The organism is Halomicrococcus pelagicus (assembly GCF_051917725.1).
GTDB lineage: Archaea > Halobacteriota > Halobacteria > Halobacteriales > Haladaptataceae > Halomicrococcus.
In genome coordinates this window covers 44,823-59,109 of the sequence record NZ_JBQBLX010000001.1, presented here as the reverse complement: position 1 = coordinate 59,109, position 14,287 = coordinate 44,823, and the positions used below count along the sequence as shown (strand labels likewise).

The 14,287-nt window shown below is 65.3% G+C and carries 9 protein-coding genes and 1 tRNA gene; 5 read left to right on the top strand and 5 right to left on the bottom strand.

What is annotated here, in order from left to right:
• Positions 1 to 497 precede the first annotated feature (497 nt).
• The 4 genes from ACTF4R_RS00290 to ACTF4R_RS00275 are packed head-to-tail and all read left to right on the top strand — an operon-like array spanning position 498 to position 8,139.
• Positions 498 to 2,570: a PrkA family serine protein kinase gene (locus tag ACTF4R_RS00290; RefSeq protein ID WP_433623408.1), complete on the top strand. Its 2,073-nt coding sequence runs from the start codon at positions 498 to 500 to the stop codon at positions 2,568 to 2,570.
• A gap of 3 nt (positions 2,571 to 2,573) precedes the next feature.
• Entirely contained in the window at positions 2,574 to 4,862 is a 2,289-nt protein-coding gene (locus ACTF4R_RS00285; protein ID WP_440005324.1) for a PrkA family serine protein kinase, read from the top strand.
• The gene (locus ACTF4R_RS00280; RefSeq protein WP_440005322.1) at positions 4,853 to 6,163 is read left to right on the top strand and encodes a YeaH/YhbH family protein; all 1,311 of its coding nucleotides are present in this window, start codon (positions 4,853 to 4,855) and stop codon (positions 6,161 to 6,163) included. The genes ACTF4R_RS00285 and ACTF4R_RS00280 overlap by 10 nt, the downstream gene beginning before the upstream one ends.
• The gene (locus ACTF4R_RS00275) at positions 6,160 to 8,139 is read left to right on the top strand and encodes a SpoVR family protein (protein WP_440005321.1); all 1,980 of its coding nucleotides are present in this window, start codon (positions 6,160 to 6,162) and stop codon (positions 8,137 to 8,139) included. The genes ACTF4R_RS00280 and ACTF4R_RS00275 overlap by 4 nt, the downstream gene beginning before the upstream one ends.
• Here the strand turns inward: ACTF4R_RS00275 and ACTF4R_RS00270 are convergent.
• The 5 genes from ACTF4R_RS00270 to ACTF4R_RS00250 form a co-directional block, all read right to left on the bottom strand.
• Positions 8,131 to 9,324 carry a DUF7504 family protein gene (locus ACTF4R_RS00270; RefSeq protein WP_440005319.1) on the bottom strand — a complete coding sequence of 398 codons (1,194 nt, stop codon included), beginning with the start codon at positions 9,322 to 9,324 and terminating at the stop codon, positions 8,131 to 8,133. The two genes, ACTF4R_RS00275 and ACTF4R_RS00270, sit on opposite strands and share 9 nt — an antisense overlap.
• 267 nt (positions 9,325 to 9,591) lie before the next feature.
• Entirely contained in the window at positions 9,592 to 11,814 is a 2,223-nt protein-coding gene (locus ACTF4R_RS00265; protein WP_440005317.1) for an HsdM family class I SAM-dependent methyltransferase, read from the bottom strand.
• A gap of 151 nt (positions 11,815 to 11,965) precedes the next feature.
• Positions 11,966 to 12,556 (bottom strand): mechanosensitive ion channel family protein, encoded by a 591-nt coding sequence (locus ACTF4R_RS00260; protein ID WP_440005315.1) that lies wholly within the window; start codon positions 12,554 to 12,556, stop codon positions 11,966 to 11,968.
• Positions 12,557 to 12,759: 203 nt separating this feature from the next.
• The gene (locus ACTF4R_RS00255; protein WP_440005314.1) at positions 12,760 to 13,161 is read right to left on the bottom strand and encodes a carboxymuconolactone decarboxylase family protein; all 402 of its coding nucleotides are present in this window, start codon (positions 13,159 to 13,161) and stop codon (positions 12,760 to 12,762) included.
• 207 nt (positions 13,162 to 13,368) lie between these two features.
• Positions 13,369 to 13,443, bottom strand: a tRNA-Glu gene (locus tag ACTF4R_RS00250).
• 190 nt (positions 13,444 to 13,633) lie between these two features.
• Here ACTF4R_RS00250 and ACTF4R_RS00245 point away from each other — a divergent pair.
• On the top strand, positions 13,634 to 14,251 hold the full coding sequence (locus ACTF4R_RS00245; RefSeq protein WP_440005312.1) for a hypothetical protein: 618 nt from the start codon (positions 13,634 to 13,636) through the stop codon (positions 14,249 to 14,251).
• Positions 14,252 to 14,287 lie beyond the last annotated feature (36 nt).

Below are 14,287 nucleotides of genomic sequence, written 5' to 3'. Positions count from 1 at the left end.
ACGACGTTTCCGACGAGAAGCCTGGCTCACTCCAGGTGACCTTATATATACCCCTTCTTTTCCGGTTTTGGAACCTCCTCCGTCGAGGGGTAGAAAACCCCGCCTGGGAGCGTTTTCATACGTTGTAGATTTTTAATTTATCTGGAATAGTACGAGTATACAGGCAACAGTTATATATCCCTACAGACCATGCATTAAATAGTATCGGGTGGCAAACCCCCACACGGTCGCGAACCACGTTCCAGCACTCGACCCCCCGGCGACGTACGCTGGCCAGAGTGGTGGCGTGCGTGGGGACGGCACGACATGACAGGTTACACTCGCAGTCAGTCCGGGTGTGCTTTGCATACCCCTGTCCGAGCCCTCTCGCAGAGTCGACCCCCCGTTCCGACCGTCATATCTTTGTGGGAGTACGCCATCTACATACTTCGCGTCGGCAACGCGCCGTCCAGTCGTCTCGATCTTATCTCGTGCAGCCCCAATCAATGCGTGATACAATGAAAGGTGACATGGAAACGCTGGAAGACATCAGTCAGCGCTACCAGGAATCGATGCCCGAAGACCTCCGCGAAACCAAGTCGTTCGACTGGTATCTCGAGGAGGTGTACGACGACCCGAAGATAGCCCGGAACGCCCACCAGCGGGTGGCCGACATGTTCGACTACTACGGCACGGAGTACGACGAGGACTCCGGCGTCGTCGAGTACCGACTCGCGTCGGAGGACCCGCTACACGACGGTGAGAACACGTTCTACGGACGTGAAATCCACCGCGCCATCCACGAGTTCGTGAACAAGGTCAAAAGCGGTGCGCGGGGCCTCGGCCCCGAGAAGCGTATCAAACTGCTTCTCGGGCCGGTCGGCTCCGGCAAGTCCGACTTCGACCGCCAGGTCCGGGAGTACTTCGAGGATTACACGCTCCGCGAAGACGGGCGGATGTACACCTTCCGGTGGACGAACCTCTGCGACGTCATCGACGACCAGGACCCCGCCGACGACGAGGTCCGGTCACCGATGAACCAGGACCCACTCGTCCTCCTGCCGTACGACCAGCGCCAGCGCGTCCTCGAGGACATCAACGAGCGCCTCGACGCGCCCTACACCATCCAGAACGAGCAGGCCCTCGACCCCGCCAGCGAGTTCTACATGGACAAGCTGCTGGCGCACTACGACGACGACATCCAGCAGGTGCTCGAGAACCACGTCGAGATAACCCGGCTCGTCGCCGACGAGAACAAGCGCCAGTCCGTCGAGACGTTCGAGCCGAAGGACAAGAAGAACCAGGACGAAACCGAACTCACGGGCGACGTCAACTACAGCAAGATCGCCATCTACGGCGAGTCCGACCCCCGGGCGTTCGACTACTCCGGTGCGTTCTGCAACGCCAACCGAGGTATCTTCTCCGGCGAGGAGCTGCTGAAGCTCCAGCGGGAGTTCCTGTACGACTTCCTGCACGCCACGCAGGAGCAGACGATCAAGCCCAAGAGCAACCCCCGTATCGACATCGACCAGGTCATCGTCGGCCGGACGAACATGCCCGAGTACCGGGACAAGAAGGGCGACGAGAAGATGGAGGCGTTCAACGACCGCACCAAACGCATCGACTTCCCGTACGTGCTGGAGTACGAGGAGGAGGCCGACATCTACCGGAAGATGCTCCGGAACGCCGACGTTCCGGACGTGCACATCGAACCCCACACGCTCGAGATGGCGGGCCTGTTCGGCGTCCTCACCCGCGTCGAGGAGCCCGACACAGAGACGGTCGACCTGATGCAGAAAGCCAAGGCGTACAACGGCGAGATAGAGGACACGGAGGACGTCGACGTGAAGAAGCTCCGCGAGGAGGCCGAGGAGAAGGCCGACATCGGCGAGGGGATGGAGGGCGTCTCCGCCCGGTTCGTCGGCGACGAGATAGCGGAGGCCATCATGAACTCCACGCACCGCAGTCGCGGGTTCCTCTCGCCGCTGTCGGTGTTCAACCACTTCGAGGAGAACCTGGAGAACCACGGCTCCATCCCCGAGGAGAACTTCCAGACGTACTACCGCTACCTCGAGAAGGTTCGCGACGAGTACCGCGAGCGCGCCATCGAGGACGTGCGTCACGCGCTGGCCTACGACATCGAGGAGATACAGCGCCAGGGCGAGAAGTACATGGACCACGTGATGGCGTACATCGACAACGCCACGGTCGAGGACGAACTGACCGGTCGCGAGCAAGAGCCCGACGAGAGCTTCCTGCGCTCGGTCGAGGAGAAACTCGACATCCCCCGCGACCGCAAGGACGACTTTCGCCAGGAGGTCTCGAACTGGGTGTCCCGTCGCGCCCGCGAGGGCTCGCCGTTCGACCCGCAGGACAACGACCGCCTGCGCCGCGCCCTCGAACGCAAGCTCTGGGAGGACAAGAAGCACAACATCAACTTCTCCGCGCTGGTGTCGGCCAACGAGATGGACGACGACGAGCAGAACGCCTGGATAGACGCGCTGATAGAGCAGGGATACTCACGCGACGGTGCGAAGGAGGTGCTGGAGTTCGCCGGCGCAGAGGTCGCCCGCGCGGAGATGGAGGAGTGAGCAGTGCCCGACGGCACCGACTTCATCGACGACGCCGACCGCCAACTCCGCGAGACCTACGAGGAGCCGATGAGCCTCGCGGAGTACGTCGACGCCGCGTTCGAGAACCCCGCCATCGCCGCTCAGGCCAGCAAGTACCTTCTGCTGGCCATCGAGTCGATGGGCACCCGGACCGTCGTCGAGGAGGGCGAGGAGAAGCAGCGCTACCGCTTCTTCGACGACCCCCACAACGACGGCGAGCACGCCATCCTCGGCAACACCGAGGTGCTGAACGCCTTCGTCGACGACCTCCGCTCGATCGCCGCCCAGCGCGGCAAGGAGGAGAAGATAATCTGGTTCGCCGGACCGACCGCGACCGGCAAGTCCGAACTGAAGCGCTGTCTCGTCAACGGCCTCCGGGAGTTCTCGAAGACCGACGCGGGCCGACGCTACACCGTCGAGTGGAACGTCGCCACCGCGACGGAGACGGCGGGACTCACGTACGGCAACGACTCGTCGGCCGCCAACGAGGACAACTGGCACGCGAGTCCCGTGCAGGCCCACCCCCTGCTCGTCTTCCCGCCGGAGGTGCGCGAGCAGCTACTCGCTAAGCTCAACGAGCGCGTCGACGACCACGTCGACGTCAGAGTCGACGGGAAACTCGACCCCTTCAGCCGCGAGGCCTACGACTACCTCGAAGAGCAGTACCGCCGCAACGGCGAGGAGGAACTGTTCTCTGCCATCATCGACCCGAACCACCTCCGCGTGAAGAACTACGTCGTGGACGTGGGCGACGGCATCGGCGTCCTCCACTCCGAAGACAGCGGCCGGCCGAAGCAGCGACTGGTCGGGTCGTGGATGCAGGGGATGCTCCAGGAACTGGACTCGCGGGGCCGGAAGAACCCGCAGGCGTTCAGCTACGACGGCGTGATCTCGCAGGGCAACGGACTGCTGACCATCGTCGAGGACGCGGCCCAGCACGCCGACCTGCTGCAGAAGCTGCTGAACGTCCCCGACGAGAAGTCGGTGAAGCTGGACAAGGGCATCCAGATGGACATCGACACCCAGCTCGTCATCATCTCGAACCCCGACCTGGAGGCGCAACTGAACCAGCACGCCGACGCGGGCGGACAGGACCCGCTCCGGGCGCTGAAGCGCCGGCTCGACCGCCGCGAGTTCAAGTACCTCACGAACCTCAGCCTGGAGGCCGAACTCATCCGGCGCGAACTGACGAACGAGACCGAGGTCTGGCAGGCCGACAGCTACGACGAGATAGAGGCGCGCTTCCAGGAGCCGGTGACGGTGCAGGTGCGCGACAGCGACGACGTCGTCCGCGCCCGCGAGGTCGCACCCCACGCCGTCGAGGCGGCGGCGCTCTACAGTGTCGTCTCTCGGCTGGACGACGGCGACCTCCCCTCGGGCCGGGACCTCGTCGACAAGGCGCTGCTGTTCGACAGGGGCTATCTCACCGACGGCGACGAGCACGTCGACAAGGACGACTTCGAGTTCGACGACGACGCCGCCGACGGCAAGCAGGGCATTCCGGTCACCTACACCAGGGACATCATCGCCGACCTGCTGAACGAGGCGCAGGACCGCCACCACCCCGAGTACGACGTGGAGAACGTCATCATGCCCCGCGACGTGCTCAACGCGATGGCGGAGGGCGTCGCCGACGCCCCCGTGTTCTCGACGGCCGAGCGAAACGAGTACGAGAACCGGCTCGTGACGGTGAAAAACCACGTGTTCCAGCAGCAGGAGACCGACGTGCTGGACGCCATCATGCGCGACCGGCAGGTCGACGAGGAGACGGTCGCGGAGTACATCGAGCACGTCTACGCGTGGGCCACGGACGAGACGGTCGAGAACGACCGCGGGGAGCGCGTCGGTCCGGACGCCCTGAAGATGAAGGTGTTCGAGACCGAGCACCTCGGACGGTTCGGCGAGGACGCCTACGAGAACGACTACCAGCCGGGTCCCGCGGTGGCGGAGTTCCGGCGCAGCAAGGTCATCACCGCGCTGAACCGCCACGCCTGGGAGAACCGCACCGACGACTTCGAAATCAGCGACATCGACCTGAAGGAGGTTCCGGTCATCAAGACGGTGCTGGCGAACAACGACTGGAGCGACGTGCGTCGGGTGTACGAGGACTTCGAGCCGGACCAGTGGGAGAACCCGCCGAGCAACACGGAGACGGCGGAAGTGAAGGAGAGGACCGTTCGGAACTTGCAGGAGATGTTCGGCTACTCGGCGGCGTCGGCGGAACTGACCAGCCAACACGTCATGAACCAGGTGAGCTACAAATGGGACTGAGAGACGACCTCGAACGGTATCGCGAAGTCGGCGAACAGCGCCGCGAGGACCTCTCCGATTTCATCCAGTACGGTGACCTCGGACGGAGCCTCCCGGACGAGATTCACGTCCCGATCAAGATCGTCGACCTGCCGGAGTTCGAGTACGACCAGCGCGACCAGGGCGGCATCGGTCAGGGCGACCCCGACGTCGGCGACCCGGTCGGCGAGCCCCAGCCGCAACCGGGCGACGACGGCGACGAGGACGGCGACCCCGGCGACGAGGGCGGCGAACACGGCTACTACGAGATGGACCCCGAGGAGTTCGCCGAGGAACTGGACGACGAACTCGGCCTCGACCTCGAACCGAAGGGCAAGGAGGTCATCGAGGAGGTCGAGGGCGACTTCACGGACGTGACCAAGACCGGGCCCGACAGCACGCTCGACTTCGAGCGGATGTTCAAGGAGGGGCTGAAGCGAAAGCTCGCGATGGACTTCGACCCCGACTACATCCGCGAGGCGATGAAGGTCGACGGGATGGGCCCGCAGAAGGTGTTCGAGTGGGCGCGCGAGAAGAACCTCACCGTCTCGAAACACTGGGTCGAGGAGGCGTACGCCGACCTCGACGACGAGGAGAAGACGAAGTGGCCCTCCATCGAGGAGATGGAAGAGTCGGTCGAGCCGACCTCGACCGCCCAGATGATACAGCAGGAGGGCATCAAACACGTCCCGTTCCGGCGCGAGGACGAGCGCTACCGCTACCCGGAGATCGTCGAGGAGCGCGAGAAGAACGTCGTCGTCGTCAACATCCGCGACGTCTCCGGGTCGATGCGCGAGAAGAAGCGCGAACTCGTCGAGCGGACGTTCACGCCGCTCGACTGGTACCTGACGGGGAAGTACGACAACGCCGAGTTCGTCTACATCGCCCACGACGCGGAGGCGTGGCGGGTCGAGCGCAACGACTTCTTCGGCATCCGGTCGGGCGGCGGGACGAAGATATCGTCGGCGTACGAACTCGCCAGCCAGATTCTCGACGCGGAGTACCCCTGGAGCGAGTGGAACCGGTACGTGTTCGCGGCGGGCGACAGCGAGAACAGCCGCAACGACACGGAGGAGAACGTCATCCCGCTGATGGAGGAGGTTCCGGCGAACCTCCACGCGTACGTCGAGACCCAGCCGGACGGCAGGGCCATCAACGCGACCCACGCCGAGGAGGTCGAGGAGTACTTCGGCGACGCCGACAACGTGGCCGTGGGCTACGTCAACGGACCGGAGGACGTGACCGACGCCATCTACGAGATACTCAGCACGGAGGAATCATGAACGAACGGACGAAACTCGGCGAAGCCGAACTGGTACGGGAGCCGGTCGTCGAGGCGCGCAAGCTGGCGAAGAAGCTCGGTCTCGACCCCTACCCGGTGAAGTACTGGATCATCGACTACGACGAGATGAACGAACTCATCGCCTACGACGGGTTCCAGGAGCGGTACCCGCACTGGCGGTGGGGGATGAAGTACGACCGCCAGCAGAAGCAGGGCCAGTACGGGGGCGGGAAGGCGTTCGAGATCGTCATCAACGACGACCCGGCCCACGCCTTCCTCCAGGAGTCCAACAGCCTCGCCGACCAGAAGGCGGTCATCACGCACGTCGAGGCCCACTCGGACTTCTTCGCCAACAACCGCTGGTACGGGATGTTCGCGGAGGAACTCGACGCGGCCGCGCTGCTGGAGCGTCACGCCGACCGCATCGGGGAGATAATGAGCGACCCCGAGATCGACCGCGAGGAGGTCGAGAAGTGGATCGACAGCGTGCTCTGCCTGCAGGACAACATCGACCAGCACGTAGCGTTCAAGCGCCAGGACGTCGGCGACGACGAGGAGCGCGAGACCGACGAACTGGCCCAGAAGCTGGCGGAGATGGACGTGAGCGAGGAGGTCCGCAATGAGGTGTTCGACGACGAGTGGGTGGAAGAACAGGAGGAGCGACGCGCCGGCGAACTCGACGAACCCGAGAAGGACCTGCTCGCGTTCCTGCGCGACCACGGCAAGGCGTTCGACCCCGAGGAGGAGCGGGCCGTCGAGATGGAGTCGTGGCAGCGGGAGGTCCTGGAGATGCTGCGGGCGGAGTCGTACTACTTCGCCGCCCAGAAGTCGACGAAGGTGATGAACGAGGGCTGGGCCGCCTACTGGGAGTCGATGATGATGGGAGAGGAGGCGTTCGCGGGCACCGACGAGTTCCTCGAGTACGCCGACCACCAGGCTCGAGTGCTCGGCTCGCCGGGGCTGAACCCCTACAAACTGGGCAAGCAGCTCTGGGAGTACATCGAGAACACCGAGAACCGTCGCGAGGTGGCGCGGAAACTCCTCCGCGTCGAGGGTATCACGTGGCGCAACTTCCACGACGTCGTCGATTTCGACCGCGTGATGGAGCTCCTGGAGCCCGACCCCGCGCTCGACGGCATCGACCCGGACGACCTCGGCGGGGTGGCCGACCTCCCCGACGAGAAGGTCGACCGCGAGGCCATAGACCGGGCGATGGCGGGCGAGATAGACGTCCGCGAGCACCCCTGGAAGGTGCTGACCTACGAGGGACTGGCAGAGCGACACTTCTCGCTGTGCAAGCTACAGAACCGTGGCTTCCTGGAGTCGGTGAACCAGGAGGACCTGGAGCACTACGCGCGCTACCTGGTGGACGACGCGCGGTACGACGACGTCGAGGAGGCCATCGCGGACGTGGAGTACACCGCCGGCTGGGACCAGATGTACGAAGTGCGGGCCAGCCACAACGACGTGACGTTCCTCGACGGCTTCCTCACGAAGGAGTTCGTCGTCGACAACGACTACTTCACCTACGAGTTCAGCCAGACGACCGGCGACTACCGGGTGGCGAGCACGGAGTACGAGGACGTCAAGAAGAAGTTGATGCTGCAGTTCACCAACTTCGGCAAGCCGACCGTCGCGGTGTACGACGGCAACTACCGGAACCGCAACGAACTCCTGCTGGGCCACCACTACAACGGGGTCATGCTCGACATCGACCAGGCCCAGCGCACGCTCGAACGCATCTACGACCTCTGGGGGCGGCCCGTCAACCTCAAGACCATCGTGAAGGAGGTCGACGAGCGCGACGCCGAGATAGCGCGGCGACGCGACCGCGAACCGGAACCCGAAGAGCAGGGCAAACTCATCCGCTACGACGGCGAGGAGTTCGAAATCAGCGACCTGCCGTGGGGCGAGGTCGAGGACATCGCGGCGACGGAAGTGGACTACGACACCAAGCCCGACGAGTGGTTAGCGTGACCGCTCGAACACCTTGATTTCTCCGGCGTCCACGACCACGTTGTACGGGCCGTACTGGAACGTCGCGTGGACGCTCATCCCTTCTCGCCGTGCGAGTCGCTGGAGTGCCCCGACGTCGACGACCTCCTGCAGCGGCCGGAGATCGGTCGGCGCACAGTCCTCGACGGCCGCGAGCGCGCGGGCGAGCGACACGACGATGGAGTCGCGGTCCGTACCGTAGACGGTCCAGTACACCTCCTCTCCGGATGTCTCGTCGGTCCCCGTCAGTCTGGGGCCGACGACCTCCCTGGTGTCGGGCGGCGACCGCTCGTCGTCGTCGTCGCTCCCCCCGGCGTCGCCGAGGGTAACGTACTGCTCGAGCGCGTCGCCGTCGACCGTCGCGGTCACGACGTCGCCGTCGACCGAGAGCACGTCGGTCTCGGCCAGTTCCGGGAGGTGGAGGTGGTGCAGCGTGATGCGAACGCGCTCGCGAACGTCGGCGCTCGGGTCGCCGCTCGGCGACTCCCAGACCGCCACTCGCGCGGCCAGGTCGGCGACCGTCGCCGAGTCGTCCACCTCGGCGAGATACCGAATCGCCAGCCAGCGGCGGCGCGACTCCAGAATCGCCGCGAGCACGTCCGGCGAGAGGTCGTCCGCGTACGGCGCCGGGAGGTCGCCGACCACCACGTCGAACAGCGGTCGAAGCGTGGCGACCGTCCGCTCGTCGTGGGCGACCGGGTCGAGGTGGAAGTGCGAGTCGACGGTAGCCTCGGTCAACCGGACGAGGAGGGAGCGAAGGAACCGGAAGGTGGCCACCCGACCGGCGTGGTCGAGCACGGCCGTTATCGAGTCGAAGCAGACGACCGTCGGGGCGTCGTCCCAGCCGTCGACGAAGAGGTGGATGGCGGTCTGGAGTCGGCCGAGGCTCACGGGACGGGTCAGCGAGACGACGCTCGTTCCGTCGATAGCACCCGATTCGTCGTCGGCGTCGCGGACCGAGACGATACCGAGTTCCGCCGGGTCGACGTCGACTCGCGCGTGCCACGCCGCCAGCAACTGCTCCGGTGAGCGGTCGTACGTCACCAGCAGGACGTACTCGTCGTCGACACCGTTCCTGGCGAACCGTTCCACGCACTCCGCGTCGTCGTCCGCCCCGACGGCTGGAGTGGAGAGCAAAGCGGTCGTCTGTCGAGGCCCTTCGTTCATGTGTATTCCGTGCCGTCGAAATCAGTGTCGGGGGTGTCGGCTCGGGCGCTCCGTGGTACTCGGCAAAACTGAGGGGGCCACAACTAATAAATGTACGGACAGCGCCACGCGTCGTACCGCCGTCCGCCGGCAGCGTCGCTCGGCGGCCGCATATCGCCGTCGTTCTTCGGTCGGTCGTTCCACCGGTCGGCGATGCGGCCGTGGCCGCATCTCCGTCGTGGTCGAGGGAGCCGACCGACCCGGAGCGGTCCCTTTCGACCGGGCGGGCTACGGGGGCCGGTCGTGGTCGACCATGACGGCGGACGCTCTGGCGGCCCCACGTCGGCGCTCCTCGACCAGCCGTGACAGCGCTCGCTCGACGTCGTCGGCTCGCCCCGTCATACAGACCGTCGACAGGACGGCCTCGTCGAGGCGGTCCAGCGCCGTCGCCCGGTCGGCGTCGGCGTCCGCCTCGGCGTCCATCAGCGAGAGGACGCGTTCGCGGACGGCGGTCCGTTCTCTGGCGTCGAACGTCCGCGGGTCGGGAATCGGAACGCGCTCGGTCTCGTACACGGTCTGCTGGAGCCGTGTCATCCCGTCGCCGCCCGCGCGTCGCCCGAGGAGTTCGCAGGCGAGCGCGGTGACCCGCGCGTTGAGCAGGCCACAGAGCACGAGCGGGTCGACGTCCTCGTCCGGACGTATCTCGTAGAACTGCTGGTCCGCGACGGCGTCCGCCTCGTTCCAGACGGTGCGATGCGTCCGCCACGTGAACCGGGTGTGCAACAGCGGTGCCGGGGACGTCTCGCCGAGGTCGAACCAGACGTCGTCGCCGTCGAAACTCCGCCGGTCGTGGAACCCCTGCTCTCGCCCCCAGGCGACGTAGTCGGCGAGGGCGTCGTGGCCCTCGCGCCGAAGCCACCGCTCGACGCGCGTCCCGTTCGACCCGTCGCTCGTCTCGCCGGGACGGGCCGAGTCGCCGGTCGTCGCCGACGGTGCGGTCGCGACGAGGTCGTGAACGTCCAGCACCCGCCACTCCGCCGCCGCGGCGTCGTCGAACCGGATTCGGTCGACCTGCCCCGACGCCCGCAGCAGCGGTGCGGCGTACTCCGCGACGCCGCGCCGTTCGAACGCCTCCGTCCTGGCGTAGAAGAACTCGTTGGCACCGCTGGTGACGCCGCGGGAGACGTCCGCGACGTCGTCCAGCCCGACCACGTCGGCGGCGCTCCGGTAGTCGAAGTACGCCGGCGGTGCGGCGAACGAGAGCCGCCACGCGCGTTCGTTCGCCAGGTCGGCCTGCCGGCGCGCGAGCAACCGGTAGTCGTCCGTGACGACGAGTTCGTCGGGGTCGCGGGACTGCTCGACGAGCGCCGCGACGGCCTCGACGGGACGGTCGCCGCGGAGCCGGAGGAACGTCGCCACGTTCTCGGCCCGACGGCGGTCGTCGCGCTCGCGTTCGAGCACCAGCATCGTCACCCCCGCCAGCGAGTCGTCGAACGCCTGCCGGTCGAAGGTGACGACCGCCTCGACGCGATACCGGTCGCGGACGAACCGCTGGACGTCCTCGCCGTAGCGGGTGTCGAGCCACCGGTCGCTCACCACGAAGCCGAGTCGACCGCCGTCGGCGAGAAACTCCGTCGCGTGGGTGAGAAAGTAGACCGACAGGTCCGAGCGCCCCGAGAGGTCGGTCGCATCGAGGCGGGCGAGATGCCGGCGGACCCTCGCCCGCCCCTCGATTGCCTCCTGGCGGACGTAGGGCGGGTTTCCCACGACGGCGTCGAACCCAGCTGTGTCGCTCCGGAGGTCGCCGGGGTCGACCGCGAAGAAGTCCGCGACCCGGACGTTCGCGTCGTCGGAAGCCGCACCGGTAGGCCCGTCGTCCACCACGTCGCCAGCCCGGAGCGCCAGCGCCGTCTCGGCGAGGCGAGCGGGAGCGGCGCGTACCTCGACGCCGAACAGGCGGTCGAGCAGTCGTCCGTCGTCCGCCCCCAGCGCGCGGAGTCGCCGGTGCGCGCTCGCCAGGAACCGTCCGCTACCGGTCGCCGGGTCGAGGACGACGTCGTCCGCGTCGGTGACGGTCAGTCGCGTGACGAGGTCGCAGACGGCCGACGGTGTGTGGAACTCCCCCCGTTCGCGGCGTCGTTCGGCCGGAGCGAGCGCTTCGTAGACGCGGCTCAGCGCGTCGCGGTCGCGCCGGTCGGCACCCGGCGCGGTCGCGTCGGCCCCAATGCCGTCGCTCCGAATCTCGCGTACGAATCCGCACAGGTCCGGTTCCACGGCGTCGAGCGCCGACGACACGTCCGCCGTCCTCTCGCCGGACGGCCCCGGTTCGTCGAGCGCGGCTGCGAGGTCCGGGTCCCGCTCGCCGAGGACCGCGGCGGTCAGCGCCTCCACGACCAGCAGGCGCGCCACCCGGTTCGCCCGCTCGGCCCCGAGGTCCGTCCGCAGCGACGACGCGACGCATTCGTACGCCGTCCGGGTGCGTTCGACGACGGACTCTCCGCTCTCGTCCATGGTCGGAGTTCCTCCCGTGCCGTTCGACGGCGAGCCCGTAACCGTTTGGGGGCGACCGTGCCGCCGCCCTTCCGCCCGAGTAGGACGCGGGCGACCGGGGGTCGGCGGGCCGTCGGGTCGAGCGTGCGCCGCGACCGACGGCAGGCGGTCGTCACTCCGACGGCGTGACGTCGTCGGGGCGCTCGGGGTCGCCGCGGGTCGTCTCCGGCCGCGTCGTCATCCGCGTCCACCTGCCCTCGACTTCGCCGTTCCCGAGGACGACCACGTCGCCGTCGACTTCGAGACGGGTCTTCCGGAGCTCGATGCTACGGACCGTCCCAGTGACGCCGCCCGCGGTCACCGTGTCACCGACGTTGAAATCGGGGTCCCGGAGGAGGTAGACGCCCGCGACCGTGTCGGCGATCATGTTCGAGAGTGCGTAGCTGACGCCGAGCGCGAGAAAGCCCGTGGCGGTCCCGAGGCTCGCCGCTATCTCGCCCATGCCGAGAATCTTCAGCAGGGTGAGCGCCGCTCCGAACCAGAGGAAGACGCCCACGATGGTGGTGAACAGCCCCACGACGAGGTCCTGGTCGGAGTAGATACCTGCCAGCGCGGACCTGACGACCGAGAGCGCGACCTTGATGCCGAAGTACGCCACCGTCACGAAGAGCATCGCCGTCACCAGCCTCGGAAGGGCGTCGACGAGCCCCGACTGGAGTTCGCGGAGCGACGTCTCGACGATTGCGCCCAGTGTCTCTGCCATGCGGGAACCCACCCGTGCGAGCGAGAAATAAAGTTCCGGCTCGTCCGCCCCGTTCGGGGTACGGTCGCCGGCGTCGAGGCGCGACCGAACTCGCGACACGTCGACGCGTTCGACGTTCGCGGTCGCCGGCCCGACGGCACGACCGGTCGCCGCTCCGAGGACGACGGTCCGAACCGCGAATAAGTAGACGGCGAGCCGTCGAGTCAGTCGGCGCCCGCCGCCGCCCGCTGTTCTTTGACGTGTTCGACGATCTCGTTCGTCTCGTCGACGAACTCGTCCACGTCGACCTCCGTCCCGTGGAGGATGGTCGAGAAGTACTGGGTCGCGCTGGCCAGGTTGACGGCCTCCGCGAGTTCGTCCTCAGTCACGTCCTCCATCCGCGCGTCTTCTTTGTGGAAGTAGACGCAGTACGGGCACTTGATGGCCGCCGCGACGCCGACCCCGACGAGCGCCTTCTCCCGTGCGGACAGGTCGGTCTCCTCGAGCTCCAGGTCTCGCATCAGCTTCCAGCTGTGGTCGCCGGCCGGTTCGGCGAGGTTCTCTATCCAGCTCGGAACCTGCCCGAGATACTCCTCCGCCTCGTTCCGTGTTTCGGTCGATACCATAACTGTTTCCCCCCCGTTGGATTTCGCAACTGCGCCAACCACCGTTCCTGTCGCTATCGCTGTGGCGCTGGAAATCCGTCCGGAGATACGACCCCCGAGTAATGAAAATTCGCGAATGAGGTCTGATATCACGGGGTATAGTATTACCACCGTTCTCGGGGAACCCGTTCCAGCTACGGGGAAAGTCACGAGAAGGCGGCAGAGGAGTGCTCCGTCTGGGATTTGAACCCAGGTCATCGGCTCGAAAGGCCGAAATGATTGGCCGGACTACACCAACGGAGCCAACGCATACCCAAGCTCTATACCGATTCTAAGCGGTTTTCTGACCGTCCCACGAAGGAAATCGGACTGATTGCTTATAAAGCCCGCTGTATTGGCCCTTAGCCAAATCATCCTACTCGGACTCAAAAGCCTCTAAATCAAATATTTATCAGGGAGTATTTGATTTGTATGTGATGAGTGGTGAGTATGAATGGCTACCCAAAATGACCGAGAATTAGACTTCCAAATTAGGTCCAGAGAGGGACGCATCAGTCTCATTAAGGAAGTCATCATTCCTGAGCTGGATGCCCCGAAGTGGAAAGACGAATACGAAACTAATCCAGCCTCTGTTGAGAAGTCGGCTCGCTCACTGGCAGAAGAGTATCACGATTTAGCAGCCCCATTGGTTTACGGTACAGCCGTTCTTGTGCTTCTGCTCTTCGCAATTGACTATATGGTATATCTTCACTCGCAAGTGTACGGACTCTTCTTAAATATCTTAGCAGGAATTTGCTTTATTTTCCCCTCGCTCAAGGGTCGCTACGTAATCGCCTCTATCGTCGATGGGGAAGACAAAGCAGCTCTCAGAAAGTTAGAGGCCCAAGAGATGGCTTCGAACAACGTCGGTATGGCATTACTGGGAGGCGGTTTTCTCGTGCAGGTGTTGACCGTACAGTTCCTCTCAAGGCCTGAACTCTTGCGTGTAAATATAGCGGCTAAGTTCCTGCCAGGTTGGACGACGGGGATAATGCTACTTACTGCCCTATACATAGGGGCAAAGTGCCTTAACCGATCTCGGAGCAGAAAGCTTGCACAGCGTAAAAACTGAGCAGTTACGAAGTTTTTCAGAAGTGGAGCAAGAGGC